Annotated in this window: 22 protein-coding genes; 19 read left to right on the top strand and 3 right to left on the bottom strand. The window is 46.6% G+C overall.

Features of this window, described 5'->3' with window-relative positions; all coding sequences use genetic code 11:
- The first annotated feature begins 154 nt into the window (after window positions 1-154).
- The 10 genes from ACDZ28_RS03855 (at window position 155) to ACDZ28_RS03810 (ending at window position 10,912) form a co-directional block, all read left to right on the top strand.
- A complete protein-coding gene (locus ACDZ28_RS03855) occupies window positions 155-1,495 on the top strand; it encodes a PQQ-binding-like beta-propeller repeat protein (RefSeq protein WP_375104030.1) in 1,341 nt (446 codons plus the stop codon).
- Window positions 1,496-1,644: 149 nt separating this feature from the next.
- Window positions 1,645-2,928, top strand: a complete 1,284-nt coding sequence (locus ACDZ28_RS03850) for an SLC13 family permease (RefSeq protein WP_076120306.1) — start codon at window positions 1,645-1,647, stop codon at window positions 2,926-2,928.
- Window positions 2,929-3,208: 280 nt separating this feature from the next.
- Window positions 3,209-3,985 carry an ABC transporter ATP-binding protein gene (locus ACDZ28_RS03845; protein ID WP_375104029.1) on the top strand — a complete coding sequence of 259 codons (777 nt, stop codon included), beginning with the start codon at window positions 3,209-3,211 and terminating at the stop codon, window positions 3,983-3,985.
- A gap of 120 nt (window positions 3,986-4,105) precedes the next feature.
- Window positions 4,106-4,894, top strand: a complete 789-nt coding sequence (locus tag ACDZ28_RS03840; protein ID WP_249923589.1) for an ABC transporter permease — start codon at window positions 4,106-4,108, stop codon at window positions 4,892-4,894.
- Window positions 4,895-4,930: 36 nt separating this feature from the next.
- Window positions 4,931-5,818 (top strand): ABC transporter permease, encoded by an 888-nt coding sequence (locus ACDZ28_RS03835; protein WP_375104028.1) that lies wholly within the window; start codon window positions 4,931-4,933, stop codon window positions 5,816-5,818.
- Between the two features lie 23 nt (window positions 5,819-5,841).
- On the top strand, window positions 5,842-7,449 hold the full coding sequence (locus ACDZ28_RS03830; RefSeq protein WP_375104027.1) for an FAD-dependent oxidoreductase: 1,608 nt from the start codon (window positions 5,842-5,844) through the stop codon (window positions 7,447-7,449).
- Window positions 7,446-7,778 carry a ferredoxin family protein gene (locus ACDZ28_RS03825; RefSeq protein WP_076120303.1) on the top strand — a complete coding sequence of 111 codons (333 nt, stop codon included), beginning with the start codon at window positions 7,446-7,448 and terminating at the stop codon, window positions 7,776-7,778. Before ACDZ28_RS03830 ends, ACDZ28_RS03825 begins: the two co-directional genes overlap by 4 nt.
- Before the next feature lie 47 nt (window positions 7,779-7,825).
- Window positions 7,826-8,884 carry an ABC transporter substrate-binding protein gene (locus tag ACDZ28_RS03820; protein WP_375104026.1) on the top strand — a complete coding sequence of 353 codons (1,059 nt, stop codon included), beginning with the start codon at window positions 7,826-7,828 and terminating at the stop codon, window positions 8,882-8,884.
- Between the two features lie 79 nt (window positions 8,885-8,963).
- Entirely contained in the window at window positions 8,964-10,574 is a 1,611-nt protein-coding gene (locus ACDZ28_RS03815) for an FAD-binding protein (protein WP_375104025.1), read from the top strand.
- Window positions 10,571-10,912: a 4Fe-4S binding protein gene (locus tag ACDZ28_RS03810; protein ID WP_375104024.1), complete on the top strand. Its 342-nt coding sequence runs from the start codon at window positions 10,571-10,573 to the stop codon at window positions 10,910-10,912. Before ACDZ28_RS03815 ends, ACDZ28_RS03810 begins: the two co-directional genes overlap by 4 nt.
- A gap of 99 nt (window positions 10,913-11,011) precedes the next feature.
- On the opposite strand, the gene ACDZ28_RS03805 is transcribed toward ACDZ28_RS03810, so the two are convergent.
- A complete protein-coding gene (locus tag ACDZ28_RS03805; RefSeq protein WP_042131085.1) occupies window positions 11,012-11,557 on the bottom strand; it encodes a glutathione peroxidase in 546 nt (181 codons plus the stop codon).
- 670 nt (window positions 11,558-12,227) lie between these two features.
- On the opposite strand from ACDZ28_RS03805, the gene ACDZ28_RS03800 reads away from it, so the two are divergent.
- From ACDZ28_RS03800 to ACDZ28_RS03775, 6 genes are all read left to right on the top strand, one after another.
- On the top strand, window positions 12,228-13,307 hold the full coding sequence (locus tag ACDZ28_RS03800) for a bifunctional 3-deoxy-7-phosphoheptulonate synthase/chorismate mutase (RefSeq protein ID WP_042131084.1): 1,080 nt from the start codon (window positions 12,228-12,230) through the stop codon (window positions 13,305-13,307).
- A gap of 188 nt (window positions 13,308-13,495) precedes the next feature.
- Complete coding sequence (locus tag ACDZ28_RS03795; protein WP_042131083.1) at window positions 13,496-14,938, top strand: SulP family inorganic anion transporter; 1,443 nt, start codon at window positions 13,496-13,498, stop codon at window positions 14,936-14,938.
- A gap of 187 nt (window positions 14,939-15,125) precedes the next feature.
- The gene (locus ACDZ28_RS03790; protein ID WP_042131082.1) at window positions 15,126-15,608 is read left to right on the top strand and encodes an Rrf2 family transcriptional regulator; all 483 of its coding nucleotides are present in this window, start codon (window positions 15,126-15,128) and stop codon (window positions 15,606-15,608) included.
- Window positions 15,609-15,629: 21 nt separating this feature from the next.
- On the top strand, window positions 15,630-16,628 hold the full coding sequence (locus ACDZ28_RS03785) for an LLM class flavin-dependent oxidoreductase (RefSeq protein WP_375104023.1): 999 nt from the start codon (window positions 15,630-15,632) through the stop codon (window positions 16,626-16,628).
- Between the two features lie 159 nt (window positions 16,629-16,787).
- Entirely contained in the window at window positions 16,788-17,591 is an 804-nt protein-coding gene (locus tag ACDZ28_RS03780) for a hypothetical protein (protein WP_339288170.1), read from the top strand.
- 105 nt (window positions 17,592-17,696) lie between these two features.
- Entirely contained in the window at window positions 17,697-18,530 is an 834-nt protein-coding gene (locus ACDZ28_RS03775; protein ID WP_042131079.1) for a prohibitin family protein, read from the top strand.
- A gap of 126 nt (window positions 18,531-18,656) precedes the next feature.
- Here the strand turns inward: ACDZ28_RS03775 and ACDZ28_RS03770 are convergent, their stop codons facing one another.
- Window positions 18,657-19,646 (bottom strand): ketoacyl-ACP synthase III, encoded by a 990-nt coding sequence (locus ACDZ28_RS03770; protein ID WP_042131078.1) that lies wholly within the window; start codon window positions 19,644-19,646, stop codon window positions 18,657-18,659.
- Window positions 19,647-19,656: 10 nt separating this feature from the next.
- Window positions 19,657-19,998, bottom strand: a complete 342-nt coding sequence (locus ACDZ28_RS03765) for a hypothetical protein (RefSeq protein ID WP_042131077.1) — start codon at window positions 19,996-19,998, stop codon at window positions 19,657-19,659.
- Between the two features lie 324 nt (window positions 19,999-20,322).
- On the opposite strand from ACDZ28_RS03765, the gene deoC reads away from it, so the two are divergent.
- The 3 genes from deoC to ACDZ28_RS03750 all read left to right on the top strand — a co-directional run bounded on the left by deoC (window position 20,323) and on the right by ACDZ28_RS03750 (window position 23,908).
- Entirely contained in the window at window positions 20,323-21,000 is a 678-nt protein-coding gene (gene deoC, locus ACDZ28_RS03760; RefSeq protein ID WP_375104021.1) for a deoxyribose-phosphate aldolase, read from the top strand.
- Window positions 21,001-21,326: 326 nt separating this feature from the next.
- Window positions 21,327-22,619, top strand: coding sequence for a homocysteine synthase (locus tag ACDZ28_RS03755; RefSeq protein WP_042131076.1), 1,293 nt, complete (start codon window positions 21,327-21,329; stop codon window positions 22,617-22,619).
- 212 nt (window positions 22,620-22,831) lie between these two features.
- Window positions 22,832-23,908, top strand: coding sequence for a hypothetical protein (locus tag ACDZ28_RS03750; RefSeq protein WP_042131075.1), 1,077 nt, complete (start codon window positions 22,832-22,834; stop codon window positions 23,906-23,908).
- The last annotated feature ends 36 nt before the right edge of the window (window positions 23,909-23,944 follow it).

Genomic DNA, 23,944 nt, shown 5'->3' with positions numbered 1-23,944 from the left:
TGTAAGTTTATGAGTAAATGTCTTGATTTCCAGTCTTTTTAATGACAAAATGAGGAAGAAAAATCCATGTTATTACATTATAATTGTCATTAGTATTATATTTTATTTTGAGAATATATCCAAAGATAGCATTTATATGAGGAGGCGTGTGGTAGTGGGAGGAACATTATTAAAATCACATCTTCGTACTGCAGTTATTGGTTTAGGGGTATTGCTTATGGTAAATCCGGTACAAGCTGCTGGGATTGATTCACACACCTCGTATATAGGCTCAAACTTTGAGGATTATTATGCAAATCTGCCTGCTGCGAAGGTAGAGTGGTCAACAACGATGGATTTACCAGCATTAGAAAATGTACCGACGGATTACCTCATGGGGAAAGGGGTTGTTTCTGTTGGAGCAGGTAAAGTTTTTATGCTTCAAAAGGGTCAACTGCTTGCCGTTAACGCTCAGACAGGAAAAGTTGTGTGGAAATACGGCGCTAAATTAAAAACACCGCTGCTTTATCAAGACGGCGTGGTTTACGCGACTTCTGAGGCGGGTACCATCTATGCAGTGAATGCAGCTACTGGAAAAAATAAATGGAGCTCGTCAGCAAATAGTAAAGGTGTCAGTCAATTGGTTCTTGATAAAGATCAGCTATTTGCCGCAGCCAATGGTGATATTCAAGCCTACAATCTGAAGGATGGCAAGTTGCAGTGGCGTGATAACTTCAGCGATCAGCTGTTTGAACCGTTTATGGTTGAGGGGAATCTGGTACTAGCTCAAAACTCAGTATCTGGAGCATATACGTATGACATCTTGCATGCGTTTGATCGAACAACGGGTAAGGAGCTTTGGAATAATAGAGATTATGATCTTCCGATTGCAGAGATGAATGGAACGCTTGTCGTACAACGGAAAGCTACCTTATTCGATACTTACCCACTTCCGACACTCGACAGTCTGGATGTTAAGACAGGGAAAGTGGTAAAAACCGTAGAGTATAATCCTGCTAATATTGACCCGAATGATCCCGAAGCATTTAAGGGAGGCAGTGCCTGGAGTGACGGTGACAGAATTTATATAACAGGGGAAGAGGGTGTTTTTAGTTACCCCCTGAATGCAGATCCTGCTACCGTAACACGAGATAATTACTCGTATGCATCTATCGGATCGAATTTAGAATACGCAGCTGGTCCTTATGATGGAAGAATTCTTTTTAGTAAGGGACAAAGTATTTATGGTGTTAAAATTGCGAATAAATCAGCGGTTCAGTATAGTGGAATTAGCAATCCGATTGCACGCTTTGATCTGCTCGGACATGGTATGTATGTGGCCCAGACTGACGGAAAATTAATCGCGATAGACCTGATTACCGCAAAACCGATCTTACAGCTCAAAACACCAGATAGAGTATTTGGCCCAACCTTGCTGGAGAACGGGATGATTATTGTACAGAGCAAAGGGAAGCTAACTGCTTTCAAGGAGCCGCAGGCACTGAAGATGAAATAATAGAATTCATAAGCGGCTCACCGAAGAATATTCGGTAGAGCCGTTTTCTGTGAATTGGACTTTAAAATCCCAGTGCGAAAAACACAATTCTAATTTATGATTAATAGGATATAGATTTAAGAAATTAAATAGAAGGACCGGGGGATTTTATGGAACAGCAAGCAATTTGGGCGATAGGTATTTTTCTACTGATTTATGGACTGATTATATCTGAAAAAATTCACCGTACGATCCTAGCGATGTTAGGTGCTATTGTTATGGTAGCGATGGGCATTGTGGATCAGGAGACGGCATTGCATCACATCGATTTTAATACCATTGGATTACTTGTAGGCATGATGATGATTGTAGGAATTACTGCAGAGACAGGGCTCTTTAAATATGCAGCCGTGAAATCGGCTAAGCTGGCGAAAGGGAAGCCGAGACGGATACTGATTGCCTTATTTGTTATTACTGCTGTGGCTTCTGCCTTCTTGGATAATGTTACAACAGTGCTACTTATGGTACCCGTTACCTTCAGTATTACAAGACAACTGCGCATAAATCCGCTGCCTTTTTTGATGTCACAAATTATCGCATCGAATGTCGGTGGGACAGCAACATTGATCGGAGATCCGCCGAATATTATGATTGGCAGTGCTGTGAAAGAGCTGACTTTTATGTCCTTTATCAGCAATCTGACGCCCGTGATTATTATCATTATGTTGGCGTATATCCCGCTTTTCCTGTTGATGTTCGGTAAGCAAATTAAATCTACGCCGGAATTGCAGCAAAGCATCATGAGCATGGACGAGAAGGCGATGATTACGGATCATAAGCTGCTGCGAAAATGCTTGATCGTACTTGGAATTACGATTACAGGCTTCTTTTTACATCAGGCGTTACATTTGGAGTCTGCTACGGTTGCCTTAGCAGGGGCTTTTTTACTGCTCTTACTAACTGGAGGAGAACACATGCTGGAGAAAGCTTTTCACAGCGTGGAGTGGATTACGATCTTCTTTTTTATCGGACTGTTTGTTCTAGTATCAGGACTCGTCGAGACGGGTGTCATCGCGGAGCTGGCTGCCAAAGCAATCGAATTAACGGGTGGGGATGTGCTCATGAGCTCGATGATGATCTTATGGGTAAGTGCAATCGCTTCTGCATTTCTTGATAATATTCCTTTTGTAGCCACGATGATTCCTTTAATTCAGGAGATGGGACAGATGGGTATTACCAATTTGGAGCCCCTCTGGTGGAGTTTGGCCTTGGGTGCTTGCTTAGGTGGTAATGGTACATTGATCGGTGCCAGCGCCAATCTGATCGTTGCCGGTCTAGCCGGAAAAGAGGGCTACCCGATTACGTTCATGAAGTACTTAAAGGTGGGCTTCCCTTTGATGCTGCTGTCCATTGTGATCTCAAGTGTATATTTATATTTAAGATACCTGATGTGAATAAGTGTGTCAGAAATAAGTTTTATTGTTGACAGCTTTTCAAATGGATGATATTTTAAATATTATAATTCCAATTGATTTACTTTGAATAAAAATTACCGACTGTTCCTACAGAGGTATTGCGCATGTAAAAGCGCAATACCTCTGTTTTTTTGTAAATATAAGAACGTATAAGTTTCACGCTATACAGTATCCTTATATTTCTCGCATAAACACTTATCGTCCTAGTAAGGATGCTGAAGGCGATTGGGCTTGACTCAAACTAGAAGGAGGGGTTCCGGTGGGAGAAGCGTTGCTGGCTATTTCAAATCTGAATAAACGTTTTGAGTCTGCAGGGGGTCATGTTCAGGCACTGTATAATGTTGATCTCCATGTGCAAGAAGGTGAATTCATTACGGTCATCGGCCCCAGCGGTTGCGGCAAAAGCACGCTGCTGCGCATCGTGGCTGGTTTGGACAGCGGTTATACGGGGAGTGTTACCCTAGGAGGGACGGAAATTGGAGGTCCCGGAATTGATAAAGGGTTTATTTTTCAAGAACATCGTCTCTTCCCTTGGCTCACCGTAGAGAAGAATATTGCTTCCGATTTACCGCTAGGGAACAAGGAGATTAGACGGAAGGTCGATGAGTTGATTGATCTCGTCAAGTTAAATGGATTTGAGAAATCCTATCCCCGGGAGTTATCAGGAGGGATGGCCCAACGGGTGGCGATAGCCCGTGCACTACTGCGAAATCCCAAAATCCTGCTGCTGGATGAACCGTTTGGTGCACTGGATGCGTTCACCAGAGCACATATGCAGACGGTATTACTGGACATTTGGCGTGCGAATAAAACAACCATGATTTTTGTAACACATGATATTGATGAGGCTGTATTCCTAGGCAATCGGGTAGTGATTCTAGAACCGCGCCCCGGTAAGATACGTAAGGTTGTACCGGTTGATCTGCCGTATCCACGTAAAAAAACAACGTCTTCCTTTCAAGAGCTACGTTTGAAGGTGCTGAGTTATTTTGAAAAAGTCGATGAGCTTGAGCTTATTGACGGGGCAGGAATATAAATAAGTCGACCATACCAATGGAGACCTCCGAAAGTGTTCAATATTCGAGGGTCTCTTTTTGTTATTCAAAGAGATTGTAAAGCTAAAAAAAGGCGGGTGCAGAGCATGACAAATCGGGCTATGGCCGTAAGAACTTCCGAACGCCCCGGAAAGGTAACAACATTGGGACTGGGTCTTCTGTTGCCGGGCACTGTGCTGATTCTGTGGCAGACCCTAGGACACTATGGAATGATCTCAGAAATGCTGTTTCCGACACCGTATACCATTGCAGAATCATTTGTATCCTTGGCCGTCTCAGGGGATTTATGGCCGAACTTTAGGATCAGCTTGGTGAGAGCTCTTTCCGGCTTCCTGCTCGGTGGTGGACTTGGACTGCTGTTAGGTATTCTTGTAGGTCTGTTCCGCAGATCAGAGAAATTGCTAGATCCCTCCCTGCAAATGATTCGCATGATACCGAGCTTGGCGGTAGTGCCGCTGTTCATCTTATGGTTCGGGATTGGCGAGGAATCTAAAGTGCTGTTGATTGCTAAAGGCGCATTTTTCCCACTTTATATTAATACGTTTATGGGCATTCGCGGTGTGGATAATAAGCTGTTCGAAGTTTCTCGAGTGCTTGGGTTCAGTCGGTTTAAGCAAGTTGTAAGATTAGTGCTTCCAGCGGCGCTGCCGAACATTATTCTCGGAGTGCGCCTTTCCTTGGGGCTATCTTGGTTAGGTCTGGTAGTAGCAGAGCTGATTGCTTCCACTTCAGGCATTGGGTATATGATGTCGGACGCGCGTCAATTCGCGGATACCCCTGTGGTGTTCGTGGGAATTATTATTTTTGCTATTGCAGGAATGGTGAGTGACTCTATTGTCCGCTACATTGAACGACGGCTGCTCAGATGGCAGGACAACTATCGTGGATAAACAGAAAACGCGCAAGAAACGAAAGGGGGATGCACCATGAGCGATGGAGTAGAAGCTATTTTAAAAAACGCTACAAGAGCACGGGAATCGTTAGATAGCAGTGATACTGCTCCTTTATCGACTAAGAAATCGGAGAGATCCGCGGTACCTATAGCATGGAAATCTCTACTGTCAGATTGGGGAACGGGCGCTATCATACCGGTGGTGACGATTGTTCTTTGGCAGCTGGCAGGAAGCACCGGACTGATCTCCGCGCAGTTTTTGCCGACTCCGTTGTCGATCGCCAGAGCGTTTACAGACCTATTGGTTACTGGAGAGTTAACTCATCATCTAGGTGTCAGTATGGGGAGAGCGGGAATTGGTTTTCTCATCGGAGGTGTTCTAGGCCTTTTATTCGGAGTCCTGACTGGTTTATTTCGCAGTGTGGAATATGTGCTAGATCCTAGTGTGCAGGTGTTGCGGCTTGTCCCGCATTTAGCTATAGCACCGCTGATTATTTTGTGGTTTGGCTTTGGGGAGATGTCTAAAGTAGTGATCATTCTGACAGGGTCATTTTTTCCACTCTATATTAATACGTTTATGGGCATCCGCAATGTGGATAACAAGCTGTTTGAAGTGTCTCTAGTATTAGGCTTTAGCCCGTATCAGAAGCTGCGCAGGTTGATATTGCCGGCAGCATTACCCGGGATTTTGTTAGGATTGCGGCTGTCATTGGCTGTAGCATGGATCGGTCTTGTTGTAGCTGAACTTATTGGATCACAATCCGGCATTGGATTCCTGATCAATGAGGCGAAGCAGAATTCAAATACAGAGGTTGTATTTGTAGGCATTATTATTTTTGCTATAGTCGGTAAGTTAATCGACTCTTTGTTCCGGATCATTGAACGCAAGTTCTTGTTCTGGCGCGATAGTTACGAAGGATAAACCAATTGAGGAGGTCTTGGGACATGAGTAGATCGATACAAAAAGGATTGTTGAATTTGGTGGCGGATGTGCTCGTTATAGGCGGAGGGCCGGCAGGAACATGGGCAGCCCTTACGGCCTCAGCAAAGGGTGCGAAAGTTGTCCTCGCAGATAAAGGCTATTGCGGTTCGAGCGGTGCAACTGCGCCTTCGGGAACAGGGGTCTGGTATGTCAAGCCGGATGAAAAGCTCCGCGAGGAAGCTAAGGCAAGTCGTTATATTTTGGGCGGTCAGCTGGCTGAATCCCGCTGGATGGACCGAGTGCTAGACCGTACCTATGCCAATATGAACAAACTTGGCGTTTCAGGATATCCATTCCCTGTAGATGAGCAGGGCAATCAGTTTCGTAGGAGTCTTCAGGGACCGGAATATATGAAATTAATGCGTAAACTGGTGAAAAAGGCGGGCATTAAAATTTTAGATCATAGCCCAGCCATGGAGCTCCTTGCGGATGAGCATGGCGTAGCCGGAGCGGCTGGCGTTCATACGCAGAGTGGTGAGACCTGGACGGTTCAAGCCGGAGCGGTCGTTATTGCTACTGGGGGATGCGCCTTCCTAAGTAAGGCACTCGGCTGCAACGTGCTTACTGGTGATGGCTATTTATTCGCTGCTGAGGCCGGAGCAAATCTGTCAGGTATGGAGTTCTCTAATGCCTACGCGATTTGCCCTACGTTCTCATCGGTGACCAAGACGGCGTACTACAGCTATGCCAGCTTTTATTATGAAGATGGGAGCATTGTGGAAGGGGCAGGTTCCAAGAAAGGACGTTCAGTGATCGCTCGGAATTTGCTGGCAGGCAATCAGGTGTACGCCAAACTGGACGGAGCGCCCGAGGATTTAAGACCGCTGCTGCGGGTGGCGCAGACGAACTTTTTCCTGCCCTTTGATCGACAAGGGATCGATCCGTTCAAGGATGCTTTTCCGGTTACGCTTCGTCTCGAAGGAACGGTTCGCGGGACGGGTGGTATTCATATCACAGACGAAAGCTGTGGCACAGGTGTTCCGGGACTTTATGCGGCAGGAGATGCAGCAACCCGTGAGCTGATTTGCGGGGGATTTACTGGTGGTGGCAGTCATAATGCGGCTTGGGCTATGTCATCCGGCTCTTTTGCAGGAGAAGGGGCAGCTGTCTATGCGCAGAGCCTTGGCTCACATGCAGCGCACCGTAATCCAGTCGGCTTATCATCTTCCCCACTGGTTCATCAAGAAGTGAAGCCAGGAGTGACTGCTCAAACGACAGAGGTTGTATCTGCTGTGCAGGCTGAAGTGAAGCCGTATGACATTAATTTATTCCGTACGGACAAAGGGCTGACCTCTTCATTAGGTCGTCTGGATGAACTGTGGAAAGATCAGCGCAGCCGTGAGATTCAGCGTACACCTGAAGGGGTTAAAGCGCGTGAAGCAGAAGCCATGACAGCAACCGCCCGCTGGATGTACAATTCTGCGCTTGCCCGTACAGAGACGAGGGGCATGCATAAGCGTGAAGATTTTAAGGGAACGGATCAAGATCAGCATCATCGCTTGATTAGCGGTGGATTGGATCAGGTATGGGTGAAGACAGAAGCCGTGGCCAAGGAGGGTGTTTTATCGTGATTGAGGTGATTAGCGCTGCCAGATGTGTAGAGTGCAACCAATGTGTATCGGTCTGCCCAACCAATGTTTTCGAACGGGTAGAGGATGGCATTCCTGTTATTGCCCGGCAGAGCGATTGCCAGACTTGCTTTATGTGTGAGCTGTACTGTCCTGTGGATGCTCTTTATGTTGCGCCAGATTCAGAGAAAGTGATTGGGGTGACAGAGGCAGGGCTTCAAGAGCAGGGGCTACTTGGTGGTTATCGTGAAAAAGTAGGCTGGGGCAAAGGCAGACAGCCGGTAGCAAGCCATGACTTTATGTACAAATTGGCGTCGAGGGCAGGGTTCTGATCTTGATTAAGATTTAAATAAATAACATTTACTAGGGGGAGAAAGTAATGAAACAAGCGTACAGAGAGATTCAAGGGAAACAATCTAAAAGGATACGATGTGCACTTTTAACTACGATCATGATGATCATGCTGGTGCTTCAGGCTTGCGGAAATAACACTGGGGGCAATGGAGCATCTGCATCCGGCGGCTCTAATACAGAGAAATCTGGAGGAGAGACCGCGAGTAATGTTCCAGCGGTTCTAAATTTTGGTTTTATCGGCTCCAATAAGCTGAATGTGCCAGGTGGCGCGGAGGGCTGGGGCTTTTATAAGGGGATTATTCAGGAAGAGTTAAAGAAATATGGCATTACTGAGGTGAAGCTTACGGGCTTTCCAAACGGTCCCGATCAGACAGAATCCTTAATTAGTGGTCGGCTGGATATCGGCAGTCTTGGGGATACACCTGCTATTATTGCTTATGCTTCTGGCGCCAAGACGCGTCTGATTTCACAATCCTCAGCCAACACTATCGGTTATTTAATCGGTAAGAAGGATGGGCCTAAGACGGTGAAAGATCTGCAAGGTAAAACTATCGCGATTCAAAAAGGCTCTTTTATGCACCGCTATGTGGTCGGATTACTACAAGAAGAAGGCGTGACCGACTACAAACTCGTGCATATGCTCATTCCGGATGCTACCGCAGCTTTAGCCCGTGGAGATGTAGATGCTACTACGAACTTGGGTGTTCCTGCGCTGAAGTTAATTGACCAAGGCTATACTCACTTGGATGACGCCTCGAAGCATCCGAACCTGCTTGGCACTAGCGCAACCGTTGTGTCTGAGGATTATCTGGCGAAATTCCCTGATTTCCCTAAGGTATGGAATGCCGCTCGTGAGAAAGCATTGGCTGACTTGAAGCAACATGAAGATGAATATTATCAATTCCTCGCCGAAATCGGAGATACAACCCCTGAGCTGGCGAAGCAAGTAAATCCGATCAGCGATATCAAGGATACCGCATTTACTGATGAGGGAACCAAGCTGCTGGAGGGTACTAAAAACTTCCTTGTCGAAGAAAAGCTTGCGAAAAAGGATTTTAATATTAGTGATTGGCAGCTGAAATAACGATGGCTGGGAAGCACAACCTGAATTTGAAGCGGTCTAAAATAGCATGTGCTAGCTAATTTTTTTGGGAGGAAGTCAAATGTCGCAGCTTAAGAAGGAAATGACAGTGGATGTCCTCGTGCTTGGAGGAGGCCCCGCAGGTGCTTGGGCGGCATGGAGTGCAGCGTCGCAAGGTGCAAAGGTAGTCCTGGCCGATAAGGGCTACTTGGGCACAAGCGGGGCTACTGCTCCGGGCGGTACAACGCTGCTCGTTATCCCTCCGATTGCCGAACTGCGAGAGCAGGCGGTTCAATCTAGGCTGAAATCCGGTGGATATTTGTCGGAGAATGCTTGGATTCACCGAGTGCTGGATCAGGTAGAGCAGAATCTGGCTCTAGTCGAGCAGTGGGGTTATCCTTTTCCAAAGGATGAGGCAGGCAACTCACTTCGTACACATCTGCATGGACCAGAATACATGCGGATTATGCGAAGAGTTGTCCGCAAAGCGGGGGTCACGATCCTCGATCAGTCGCCAGCGCTAGAGCTTCTTTATGATGAACATGGGGTTGGCGGTGCACGTGGAATCAACCGTCTGACAGGGGAGTCTTGGGAAGTGAAGGCTAATGCCGTAGTGATGGCAACCGGTGGCTGCGCTTTTCTCAGCAAAGGTCTTGGCTGCAACGTACTGACAGGCGAAGGGCTGCTGATGTCTGTTGAAGTGGGAGCCGAGCTGTCGGGTATGGAATTCAGCCGCCAATACGCGCCGAGCTTCGCGGATGGAACCGTAACCCGCGGCCGTATGCTGGCGTGGGCAACGCTTTATGACGCGGACGGTCATCCGCTGCATAAAGGGGATCGGACTTTTGGCAGCATTCCTGAAATGATGCTCAAAGGTTCGGTTTATGCTTCGCTCGATCTGGCAGATACAGCGGAGAAACAGGATTTTCTGCGAAAAGCGCATCCGATTTTCTTTATGCCGCTGGAGCGGGCGGGGATTGATGCGTTTAAGCAGAAATTCCCGCTCACCCTGCGCTATGAGGGAACCATGCGCGGTACTGGGGGGTTGCGCCTTACGGGCACGGACTGCCGGACGACCGTGCCCGGACTTTATGCGGCCGGAGATGCCGCATCTCGCGAGAAAGTGACCGGCGCCATCTCCGGCGGCGGGGCTTACAACGCTTCCTGGGCCATATGCAGCGGAAGCTGGGCAGGTCAGGGAGCCGCGCAGCATGCGCGGTCCTGCCGAGGGCAGGCGAACAGCCGCAACCTTACCGCAGCGGGACGCTACGGTCTGGCGGCTGGCGCCGACACCTCGGAGACGCTGGAGGTGAAGCCGCTAGTCGCGGCGATCCAGCGTGAAATCTTACCGCTGCAGATTAATTATTTCCGCAGCGAGCCGGGCATTTCTTCAGCCTTGAAGCGGCTGAATGCCTTGATGCCCTTCTTGAACGGGCGGGTCCCCGCCACCGTACAGGGCATCGTGCAAGCGCGTGAAGCCGCGGCTATGCTCGCGGTCGGCAGGTGGATGTACACCGCCGCACTGGCTCGGAAGGAGACGCGCGGCCTGCAAAAGCTTGCGGAATATCCGGAGCTTGATCCGCGTCAAACCCACCGGCTGATTGTATCCGGTATAGAGCAAATAAGCATCGGTACCGAAGCTGTGCCTCATGCTCATGAACTGAATCTACTAAAGGAGGGGCAGGCGATATGATCGAACTAATCAGCTTGGAACGCTGTGTGGGTTGCAAACTGTGTACGAAAGTATGTCCGACAAACGTATTCGAAATGCAGGGGAAGATTCCGGTTATTGCGCGTCAGGAAGATTGCCAGACTTGCTTTATGTGTGAAGCTTATTGCCCTGTAGATGCACTTTATGTAGCACCGCAGGCAGATCAGCTGATCGGTGTAAATGAGGACGCGCTAATCCAGACAGGGCTGCTAGGGAGCTGGCGGGCTGAGATCGGCTGGGGACCGGGCGCTAATGGCTCAATGGCTGAAAGGGATACTACCCCTTATTTTGAAGTGTTTACCGAGCAGTACCGTACGTGAAAAAATGAATGTTCTACACTAAAAAGCCGCTCAGACTTACAAGTCTGAGCGGCTTTTTTTAATTCGGTATTGTAGCTACACATCTTCTACTAGAAAAATCTATAGCAGTGCTTCGATCGCTGGCTCAATATCCAGCGGATCCACAGTAGATTCGAATCTTGTAATTACATTGCCTTCGCGATCAATTAGAAATTTAGTGAAGTTCCATTTGATTTCGTCATTGTTCAGCGCTTCCGGATCTTTGCTCTCAAGCATGCTTTGAAGCAGCTTTCCTGAAGAATGGTTCATGTCGAAGCCTTCAAATCCAGCCTGCTCCGTAAGGTGAGTGAAGAGGGGGTGTTTATTTTCGCCCTTTACTTCAACCTTCTCAAAGAGAGGGAACGTAACGCCGTAATTGATTTGGCAAAAGACATTCACTTCTTCATTGCTGCCAGGTTCCTGCTCCCCAAATTGATTGGAAGGGAAACCGAGAATTTGGAAGCCACGATCTTCGTATCGTTCATAGAGCTTTTGCAGGTCGGAATATTGATGGGTAAAGCCACATTTACTTGCTGTATTCACAATCAAAAGTACTTTACCTTTGTATTGTTCTAGTTCGATATCTTTTCCACGAATACTGCGTGCCGTATATGGATAAATGCTCATGCTGCTACATCCCTTCAGTTATGTATTGTAAACCCTAAAGCTGCCAGTGAATAAGAACAGGAAAAATTTTCAATGATTTAATTGTAAACAATGAAAATATCACTGTCAACTTCATACCCAGAAAGGGAGTGGAACCTTTAAAGCAGAACTAGAATAGTATGGATATGGGTTATTTCATATTTCAAAGCAGCTGTTATAGGAATAATTCTACCTCATATTGTTTTAATGCGTTAAAGCTACTCTGCGTTCCATTATTATCTTGCATCGAAAACATTTTTTGATTAAGATAGCAGAAACCAGCGCAAAAGACGCGCTGACATAAACAAGGACTATGACGAAGAGAGTAAGCATTATAGCGGATCTTAACAGGGAAGGCGTGCCGGAGACTGAGAGCACCCTTATGAGACGATTAATGCCGAAGTTCACTTCCGAGTTGGCCCCTGAAGTAGTTTGTCACAGGTCGTGACAGGTATGAGTAGGGAGGCCCGCGCCCCGCGTTACCGGGTTTAAGATAGAGTTAATCTTTAGTCAAAGGAATTCGATATTCTATTCCTTTGTGCTAGTATTCGGGTTAATTCTAAATAAGGGTGGTACCACGGCTCCTCGTCCCTTGCGACGGGGGGCCTTTTTGCGTTTCAAATTATAACAAAGAAGAGGGAGTGGAAGGGTAATGAGTAACGTGGAATTGGATGTTCTTAGAGGTCGTCTGGATGAAATCAATGGGCAATTGCTGGAGCTGATCTCCGAGCGGGCTAAGATTGTGCAGGAGATTGGAGTAGTTAAAGAAAAGCAAGGTGTGCCTAAGTTCGATCCAGAACGTGAAAAGAAAATGTTGGATCAGCTCGTAGCGAGCAACAAAGGACCTTTCACTGACGGGACCATCCGCAGCCTCTTCAAACAAATTTTTTCAGCTTCTCTGGACTTACAATCCGATGAACATAAAAAAACCTTACTAGTAGCACGCAAGGGTCACAAAGAAGATACAGTGATTGTTTTGCCGGGAGATGTTACGGTTGGCGGCTCTTCTTCACTGATGGTAGCTGGCCCTTGCTCCGTGGAGAGCGAACTACAGACCCGCACCGTAGCTGCTGCTCTGCAAAAGGCTGGCGTACGTGTTATGCGTGGCGGTGCCTTCAAGCCCCGGACTTCTCCTTATGACTTCCAAGGTCTAGGTATGGACGGACTAAGAATATTACGTGAAGCTGCAAATGACTATGGTCTGCTGACCATTAGTGAAATCGTAGATCCAAGACATATTGAAGAGTCTTTAGATTATGTAGATATCATCCAGATCGGTGCACGGAACATGCATAATTTCGAGCTGCTCAAGGCAGTCGGAGAAGTTAATAAGCCAGTGCTGCTGAAACGCGGATTGGCTGCCACACTTGATGAATTCATACATGCTGCGGAATACATTATGTCTCGTGGTAACACACAAATCATGTTGATTGAACGCGGAATTCGTACCTATGAAAAAGCGACCCGCAACACGCTCGATATCTCAGCAGTGCCTATTCTCAAGCAGGAGTGCCATTTGCCAGTATTGGTCGATGTTACTCACTCTACAGGACGTAAAGACATTCTCATCCCTTGCGCAAAAGCCGCGCTCGCAGCCGGAGCCGATGGGATTATGGTCGAGGTGCATCCTGATCCTGCAACCGCGCTGTCCGATGCCGCACAGCAGCTGAATATTGATGAGTTCAACACCTTCTTTAACGAAGTGAAAGCATCCGGACTGTACCGAATCTAGAAATATAGAATTTGAATGATATTTCAAGGATTGGCTAGAAAATGAGGTAAATAAGCGCTTACAAGTCTAACTAATCTTTTTGTGAAGGTGAAGGCGGGTCGAGTACAATAAGCAACATTAGCGTTGCACCGGCCCCGGGTCTTTTGGAAAAAGGCCTATATACCTTAATAGTCACAGGAGGAAATTAGATTTTGAAGCAGCTTACCTTAAATAATGGGTGGTTTTCTAACACTCGAACCGATATTTTATCGGGGATGACTGTAGCCGTTGCACTGATTCCTGAAGCGATCGCTTTTTCAATCCTGGCGGGAGTAAGTCCGATGGTTGGTTTATACGCCTCTTTCTGTATTGCGATTGTAACAGCACTTGCCGGAGGCAGACCCGGAATGATTTCGGCGGCTACAGGGGCTATGGCTCTGTTAGTCGGAAGTCTTGTACTAGAACACGGAATAGAGTATCTGTTCGCAGCAACTGTACTGGCTGGTGTGTTTCAGATATTGATGGGGATGCTAAAGCTTGGCCGCTTCATCACGTTTTTGCCTCAGCCGGTTATGACGGGGTTTGTCAACGCGCTGGCAATACTGATTTTTATGGCGCAGCTTACCCATTTTAAGGGACAGGGCTGGGTGATGTACGGCCTGGTAGCTCTGACATTGCTTATTATCTACACGGTTCCTCGGTTTACCAAAGCCGTACCTTCAGCACTTGTAGCGATTGTTATCGTTTCTGTTCTTAGCATCGCTCTTCATCTGGATGTAAGAACCGTAGGCGATATGGGGAATATTACAGCAACTTTGCCATTATTTCATCTTCCGCAAATCCCGTTCACGCTAGATACTCTGCTTATTATTTTGCCATATTCACTCTCACTGGCCGTAGTTGGGCTATTGGAATCACTGATGACTGCCACCTTAATAGACGATATTACGGGCACAGGTAGTGATAAGAACAGAGAGGCGAAGGGACAGGGGCTTGCGAATGTAGTCACTGGTTTTTTCGGAGGGATGGCAGGCTGTGCGATGATCGGACAGTCAATGGTTAACATGAAGTCTGGAGGACGCACGCGTCTGTCCACGTTTGTGTCAGGGATCTTTTTATTGTTCCTAATTATTGTACTTGGCGATGTCGTTAAGCAGATCCCGATGGGCGCACTGGTTGGCGTAATGATAATGGTCTGTATCAGCACCTTTGAATGGGGCTCGCTCAAAACTTTAACCCGTGTCCCGCTCAGTGATGCGCTGGTTATGATTGTGACGGTGGTCACCGTGGTGGCTACGGACAACCTTTCTATTGGTGTTTTGTTTGGAGTTCTGTTAAGTGCTCTAACGTTTGCTTGGAAAATAGCTTCGATCCGCCTAACTGTTCAGGAAGCTGCCTCTTCCAAAACATATGCGGTTTCCGGCCAGCTGTTCTTCGGCACGACAAGCCACTTCATTCATGAATTCGCCTACGATAGCGATCCGGATCATATTATTATCGATTTCTCACACTCTCATGTGTGGGACCAATCCGCAGTTCATGCCATAGGGAAGACGATGAGCAAATACGCCGAGCGTGGCAAAAAAGTCACTATTACCGGACTTAATGACCAGAGCTCGCAGCTGGTTCAGCGGGTGGGATTATCATTATGAAAAAAGATTGCGCTATATGCGCGATCTTTTTTTATAGTAGGGATAACCGTAATAGAAGAAGAGTAAGGTTTTACTTTTGGTGTAAACTGATATAAAGTATAAAGTGGATAATGTTTATCCGCTTTATACGCGGATGTTATCATCTACAGTTCTATTCAAGCTATCTACGTAAATCGAGGTGCTGTACATGCATATGAAAACAGGGGTAGAACAGTCAGTATATGCACTAGTTCTACTCAACATGCTGCCGGATAAGGCGGTTCTGTCTGGGGAAGCGATTAGCCAGCAGCTCGGAGCATCGGCGACCTATTTTCAGAAACTGTTAAGAAAGCTGGTTACCGCAGACATCATCACATCTGTTCCCGGCATTAAGGGCGGCTTTAAATTAAAGAAGAGACCTGAGGATATTCGTGTATATGACGTTTACCTCGCGGTGGAGGGACAGCAGTCGCTGTATTCATCCAATGGTATTCTGGTAGACATGTTGGATTTAGAAAAAGAAGATAGCTGCTGCCTGCTAACCAATCTGATGGAAGAAGCTGAATCCTCCTGGAAAGCTGTATTAAAGCGGGAGACTATTGCTTCGTTGTCGGAGGAAATGCGCGGTGAACGTTTTAAAGATAAGATTGCAGCCTTAGAGGAATGGATCCGCAATAAAATGGTCATCTAACCAAAGAAGGGATGTATTCGCATGAGATTGAGCGTATTGGATCAGGCACCCGTGACTAGTGGTAACACAGCGGAAGGTGCTTTGAATAAAGCAGAAGAATTGGCTATTTTAGCAGAAGAGTTGGGATATAGCAGAATGTGGATGGCTGAGCACCATGGCGGAAATACATTTGCTAGCTCGGCTCCTGAAGTAACGGCAGCCCGTTTAGCCGCCAAGACCAACCGTATTCGAATCGGCACCGGCGGTGTGATGATGATGCATTATTCTCCACTTAAGCTGGCGGAAGTATTTAAAACGTTAAGTGCTTTTTCCCCGGGGAGAATTGATTTCGGTGTAGGAAGAGCGCCTGGCGGCGATACAAGTGCCATGTACGCTCTGTCTGAAGGCCGCGAGTTAATGCTGCATAACATGTATGATAAGCTTGGCATTACTATGCAGTTGCTTAGCGATCAGATTCCGGAAGATGAGCTGTATGCCAAAAATCTCGCTGCTCCAACGAAGGTGGCGCTCCCAGAAGTATGGTTGTTAGGCTCGAGCGGCAACAGTGCGCGAAAAGCTGCACAAATGGGAGTCGGATACTCTTTTGCGCAATTTTTTAACGGTGCGATGAGTAATGAGATCTTGGACCAGTATCGGAATAACTATCAGCCTTCTATCTTCATGGACAAACCTGAGATCAGTGTATCCTATATGGTGACCACAGCAGAAACGAAGGAAGAAGCTGAGTATGAGGCATTACCGCAGGATATTTTCCGCTTGATGATGAGTAAGGGCAGAATTACGCAGGTGCTGACACCAGAAGAAGCTCAGAACATATCGTTATCAGAAATTGACCGGATGGCAATCAAGGAAGGCCGTAAGATTCATTTGGTCGGTGCGGTTAAAGACATCGCCGTACGCCTGCAAGAAGAACAAGCACAATATGGATTTCAGGAAGCGATGATATGCAGCATTCCGCATTCGCAGGAAAAACGGCTAGAGGTTTACCGGTTACTGGCGCGTGAACTGCTCGGTTCTTGATTCTTTCCTCTCAAACCCGCATTTGATGCGGGTTTTTTGTATGCCCAATTTAGCTTTTTGATCGACACATGCCCTCAAAAGACAATAAATTAACCCTCCCGCCCCCTAAAAGTAACATTTGAATATCTAACTTCATCTATGATTAATGAAAGATTTAATTTGAAAAAGAGGATTGGAAGTGATCAAGAGATGTTTCCTTTACATAAATCCGTTACGCTGATAGCTTTGCTTCTAATGAATCTGCTGGCGGGTTGCCAACATCAGGCTGATCCAGCCCCCCTTCAATCGGCCAACGACTACCACACATCAAGACCAAGGCCAACAGACACCGCTGCTAACCTCATTAAGCTGGAGTGGAAGCTGGTGGATACAATCCCTGTAGTCTCTCAACTAAGTGCTCCACCTACAGGCGCTACTTTGATTACAGAGAAGAAGCTTGATGATTTCGGAGGAGTCAAAGTGAGTGTGTATACGATGGCTAGTGACGAAGACTATGTATATGCCAGAGTTTCTTCATCCCAAGGACAATACAGTCTAGGGGCGATAGGGACTTATAATTATCGTCAGCCGGAGAATATCAAGGTAGAAGTGGTGCGGATTTTTAGCGAAAAGGTGCTGAAAATCACCGGTGGACTAGGAGCAAATAATTCGCTCACTAACTATTATTTAATCGACGAGAGTGGTAACCCCTCGGGATTGCTGCAGATAGATACCGGACATTCCAAAGAGCTGGATGTTGATGGGGATGGATCTATTGAGGGTGTAGCTGCACATGGAAATCCGATGAGTGCCTACATTTACCGCTGGAATGTTGATCACGCTGAGGTAACTTTCGTTAATGATGCTTTAAAGGCAGACTCCGTGGTGCTAACGGATGAAGGAATATATGAAGCTTTAAATATCGGGGACAAGCAGAGCAAAAGATTCCGGTTGACCTTAGAAGGACTGATCCAAGAGCAATAACGTCATGACCAGTGCTGCTGAAATATTTCCTGCGACCAATTCCCTCAAACCTCCGTATAGACGATTAAGCTTAAATGATTATCCATAATCTAGGAGGGGTATTGGATGAATATGCAAATGAATCCGAAATTGAAACAGCTGCGTCCGGGAAAAATAGTTAGCGGTGTTGCAGCAGTGCTCATTGTATTGTTGATTGGCGCAAACTCTTTTGTATCTGTGGAATATGGGCATGTAGGTTTGTACAAAACCTTTGGTAAATTAAATGACAACACGTTGTCACCCGGCATTCATTTTAAAATTCCATTTATTCAGACGGTAATTCAGGTCAATACGCAGGTAACGAAGGCGGAGACCGATACTTCAGCTTCTTCAAAAGATCTTCAGCCCGTATCCACACATGTAGCAGTGAATTATTCCGTAAACAAGGCTTCCGCCTTTAATCTGATGAACAATATCGGAGGTAATTTTGACAATGTAATTATCAATCCGGCCATTCAGGAAATCGTCAAGGAAGTGACGGCAAAATATCCAGCAGAAGATTTGATTACGCGCCGTGATGTAGTGTCTAGTGAGATCAGTGAGCATTTAACTGCTAGGCTGGCAAAATATGACCTGATCGTCAACGATATTAACATCGTTAACTTTAAATTCTCGGAGGCGTTCAATCAGTCCATTGAAGCGAAGCAGGTTGCTCAGCAGCAGGCGCTAAAAGCGGAGAATGATCTTCGTAGGATTGAAATCGAAGCGAAGCAAAAAATCGCCCAGGCGCAAGCAGAGGCTGAATCTCTAAGACTTAAGAAGCAGGAGGTTACACCTGAGCTGGTGCAGCTGAAGCAAATTGAGGTCCAAGAGAAAGCGTTAGAAAAATGGAACGGCGTGCTGCCGTCAGTAACAGGGGGAGCGACTCCATTTGTGGATATTCAATCCCTGACGAAATAATTCATTGTTGGATTTCTGATTTATTTTTCCAATTGCTGTTCTGTTTGAGTTCGTGGCTGTCTGCTTCAACATCTGCTCCTCTGATGGGAAAGCCCTACTTCTATAGAAGTAGGGCTTTTTATACTATTAATATTGATAAAGCATTGTAGGAATTTGCCAGCCAGCGCCAACTGACCAAAAGAAGACATAATCGCCACGTTTGATTCGTCCGTCTTCGACTCCGCGTTGAAAGGCGATAAAAGGACTGCTTGTTGCTGTATACCCGAACTCGTCACCTACATAGATGAATTTCTCATCAGTAAGTCCAAGACCCTCTTGGATGAGTTCGATATTTTTGAGAGAGAATTGTGAAAGGCAGAAGGCAGATATATCATCTGTAGTCAGGCCGTTTCTTGAGAGAAGCTCCTTCATGTCTGCAACGGCCGCATCTACACATACTGTACCGTCAAAGGGGGTCCAGCGTATCCGAATTTGCTCCGGTGTAATGTCTTCATGATAAATATTCGAAAGACCACAAGCAGGGAACATAATGTTCTCAGAGCCCTCAGAATCAGTGTAATAAAGGGAGTCAATGAAGCCAGTTTGCTCGCTCCGTTCCAGAATGACAGCTGCTGCGGCATCTCCGAAGTTAGGGTAAGTGATTTCATCATCTGTATTGCAGTTTACCGAGCTATAGTCACTGCCCACGACGAGCGCGTACCGAATGCTAGGATTAGCTTGCATATAACGACTTGTCTGCTCGACGGCGGATACCATTCCTGCGCAGTTGGCATTGGAATCTTGGGTAATGGTCCGGTGTTTGCCTTGCAGCATACGGTGTAGCAGAAGTGCATTGGTAGGGTAGGTATATTCCGGTGTCTGAGAAGCGAACGTAATCATGTCCATATCTTCCCCATGTAAATTGGCTTCATTTAACACTTTTTGGGCGGCTTTGAATCCCATCGTTAGGGCATTCTCATCCTTTTCTTTTACGATGTATCTCCGGTCACGACCCATGACTTCCAGGAATCGCTTGATGTCCTTGCCCATACTCTGGAAATGCCCCAGATAATAATCATTAGTTACGACATGCTCCGGATGGTAATAAGCAGCTTGGCGGATGGTTATATGTCCCAAATGAAACCTCCTATGCTTCAATAATTTCGTAATTCTCTAATTTCGTTGCCCGGGCTACTCGGCTCAGCTGCATTTTTAGGACAGGGCTTTTGGCAATAATGAAGGTTACTTTCTTAAATCCAGATTCTTTATACAGTATGTAGCATTGCTCAAGCATAGGAAGAGTGTCCGGCGAGGATACGTTTAGTGTCTTGCAATCTAAAATGATCTCAAATTGTGTCGGGTCAAATGTACTTATGATTTGGTTGTACTCCTGAATGAAACGTCCGGCATCCTCAGGTGACATAGAACCTTCCACTTGTACATTCAGTTTCTGGGCTGCAGCGTTTGAGGCGAAATTAAAGTTTCCCATTTTAAACAGTCTCCTCCTAAGTAAGTTTGAAGAAAAATTTTAATAAATAGGCTAAAAAACCCATTTATATATAACTATTATCGTATTTTTAAATGGGAAAGTTTAGGGAGATTGTTATTTATATTTTAAAAAATACAAGAAGGTATAAATTTAACTTGAAAAGATAATTAAGTTAATAATGACCTGCTCCAAGTATATTTATAATGAGTTAACCGAGATTGGAGTGGGCTTGATTGCCCTGTCGACTTTGCAAAGCAGAGTTCTATTGGTATGATTACAGAGATGAAAAAAATTTACTATCCAAATCATGGAGGAATGACAGAAATGAGCGAAATTACACTATCGGGGATCATTGATCATACACTGCTTAAAGCAGATACACGGAAAGCAGATATCATTAAATTGGCAGAAGAAGCAAAAGCCTATAAATTTGCTTCGGTCTGCGTAAACCCTGCCTGGGTAGCTACTGCCCATGAAGTATTGAAGGATACGCCTGAAGTTAAAGTATGTACAGTTATCGGCTTCCCACTCGGATCTTCGACAACAGAGACTAAAGTATTCGAGACTACCAATGCTATTGCGAATGGTGCAGGTGAGGTAGACATGGTTATCAATATCGGAGCGCTGAAAGATGGTAACGATGAACTGGTTAAACATGATATTGCATCAGTTGTAGAAGCAGCTCGCGGCAAAGCGCTGACTAAGGTCATTATCGAGGCTTGTTTATTAACGGAAGAAGAAAAAGTACGTGCTTGCAAGCTTTCTGTTGAAGCTGGAGCAGACTTCGTAAAAACATCCACAGGATTCTCTACAGGTGGAGCAACGAAGGAAGATATCGCTCTGATGCGTGCAACAGTTGGACCTAATGTGGGTGTGAAAGCTTCCGGCGGTGTTCGTAGTGCGGAAGACGCTCATGTAATGGTACAAGCAGGCGCAAGTCGTATTGGTACTAGCGGCGGTGTAGCGATTGCTAAGGGAGAAACAAGCCAAAGCAGTTACTAATCAAAGCAGTTACTAATAGAAGATAAGTAAACCAGTAGCGGTGAGATAAGGTGGACAAGCTTTGTCCGCCGCTATTCTGTTTTTTTATGCGTAGAAGCTCTCTACTAGATACATAGGGTATATCTATTTTTTAGCTTAAAAACTGTTATTGAAAGCGTTATCTGGTTTTTATCGAACAGGCTTTCATTTGCAAAATAAAATTATGATAATTCACACCGGAATAATAAGATTTTTTTCTTTTCAAATGATGTCGTTTATGAGAGAATGAGTACAATTATTATTTGTTAAAGATTTCTATTCTTAATTTATAAAGGGAGGAAATACCTATGTCAGAAGACCGTAAGCTGTCATTTGAAACTTTGACTGTTCATGCAGGCCAGGAAATTGATCCAACTACTTTCGCACGTGCTGTACCGCTTTATCAGACCACGTCTTATGGATTCCGTGATGCTGATCATGCAGCGGATCTGTTTGCGCTCAAAGAATTCGGTAATATTTACACTCGGCTGATGAATCCGACTACAGATGTATTTGAACAGCGTTTGGCAGCACTAGAAGGTGGAGCAGGTGCACTTGCTACAGCTTCCGGGGCAGCGGCTATTTCTTTCTCCATTCTAAATATTGCGGGCGCTGGGGATGAAATTGTATCTGCGGCAAGCCTATACGGTGGAACTTATAATCTTTTTTCTACAACGCTGCCTAAGCTTGGCATTAAGGTGCATTTTGTGGATTCGGATAATCCTGAGAACTTCCGTGCTGCGATTAATGATAAAACCAAAGCTTTGTATGCAGAAACCATTGGTAACCCACAGGGGAATGTACTAGATATTGAAGCCGTTGCAGCAATTGCGCATGAACATGGAATTCCTCTTATTGTGGATAATACGTTCCCAAGTCCATATTTACTGCGTCCGATTGAGCATGGAGCTGACATCGTTGTTCATTCGGCAACTAAATTCATCGGCGGGCATGGTACATCTATCGGTGGAATTATTGTGGACGGTGGTAAGTTCGATTGGAAGGCAAGCGGTAAGTTCCCAGGACTTACAGAGCCTGATCCAAGTTATCATGGTGTTGTTTACACGGAAGCTGTGGGTCCGATTGCTTACATTATTAAAGCCCGTGTTCAACTGCTTCGTGATCTAGGGGCTTCTATTTCACCATTTAACTCTTGGATGCTGCTGCAAGGGCTCGAAACACTCCATTTGCGGATGGAACGTCACAGCCAGAATGCGCTGAAGGTTGCGCAATATTTGGAGGCACACGCAGATGTAGAATGGGTAAGTTATTCTGGACTTCCTACTCATCCATCTCATGAATTAGCGCAAAAGTATTTACCTAAAGGTCAAGGAGCGATCCTTACCTTCGGTATTAAAGGTGGAAGTGCTGCGGGACGCAAGCTGATTGAAAATGTGAAGCTGTTCTCGCATTTGGCGAATGTCGGTGACTCCAAGTCATTGATTATCCATCCTGCAAGCACAACACATGCACAGCTGTCGGATGAAGAGCAAACCACAGCGGGAGTAACTCCGGAATTACTCCGCTTATCGATTGGTACGGAATCTATTGATGATATTATTTATGATCTGGAGCAGGCAATCGCCGCCAGTCAACAATAGAACAATGAAATTCAAGGAAGGCATTTGCTGCTATGCGGCGATGCCTTTTTTTTGTGATTTAATAAGGCTAAATTATTCACATCATTTGGCAACGCTTGCATATTTCATGGGAGGTTCCCGTATTTATAAGTGTGGTAATAAGATGTCGGTGGCATGATGTTTATTAACTTGGCGTACCGGCAGCAATCCAAAGATAAAGGGTGGGTGCGAAGATGAAGGGTGAACGTCAGCAGGATGGTTTTCGGAGTAGTGAAGAGCGCCCGTTCAAGTTCATGTATAAGGCCGGTGATCGGGCTGTAGGGATGGAAATGAGCCAAGCCGGATCCGTAGCCTCCGCTGCCGCAGAATTTATTACCGGGGTAGAGCAGAAGGATGTTGTAGAACCTTTGAACCGTTCTTATTTTAAACGACCTGGAGAACAGTCGGCCTTCTTAGTATTGCGTGAAGGACGTGAAGAACGAGAAGAGCGTCCGATTACACGGGAAGGCGCAAGGTCCGTTCAAGCCGGTCCTTGTCTGATACGAAGTGAGGAATGGCTGCTTGAACCTGAACTGTTTTGTCTTTATGAGCATTGGTTATCCAGTGAGGATGAGCTGCAGGCTAATCGAATGCTGCAGCGGATCTATTACCGATTGCAAGCAGCCACCACAGCTCTGCTGGAATCACCGGATGGTGAATGGGCAGCAGTCACCCTGCTGCATCCAGAGGAGCTTGCGGCGCAGCCCGCAAAGCTCGCCGCGCTTCAGGACGCGCAGCTCGAAGCGCTTTTTACTGCGGTGGCGGAGAGCCAGCGTCAAGGCGGCGATTGCCGCCTTGACCTGCTGGTCGCCTACACCGCAAGCGGAGCCGAATTCGCAGCAAAGCGCGAATTCATCGAGTTCGTGGCCGATCAGACACTCGGCCACGCTTATGCGGCGACGTGCCGCATCGGGGCGCTGATCGCGCCTGATGTGGAGCCCGCCGCCGCCGCGGAAATCGCGCGCATCGCCGATTTCCTAGTGCTCGACGGCGCGGCGAGCGAGCTCGCGCCGGAAGGGGCCGCCGCAGAGGGCTTCGCCCTGGCGGCGGGGGAGATACTTGCCGCCGTGCGGAGCGTGAAGCCGGCGGCGGTAGTGCTCGCCGCGGGGACTCCGGCGGCGTCGGCTTTGGCCGATCTGTATCAGATCGGCCTCAGCGGGATCTTTTGCAGCGCCGGTCAGCGGACCGAAGCGCTGCTTAGAGCAGCCTGTCTGATCTGGATCGCCAGGCAGCAGGAAACATTGGATACTGCCGCCGGTGGAAGGCAGTAACACAGCAACGAAGTGGCTGTTCCATATGCCACTTGC

The sequence above is a fragment of the Paenibacillus sp. RS8 genome (genome assembly GCF_041956825.1).
GTDB lineage: Bacteria > Bacillota > Bacilli > Paenibacillales > Paenibacillaceae > Paenibacillus_AQ.
The sequence above is the reverse complement of the archived record's forward strand: the minus strand, read 5'-3'. Positions and strand labels throughout refer to the sequence as shown.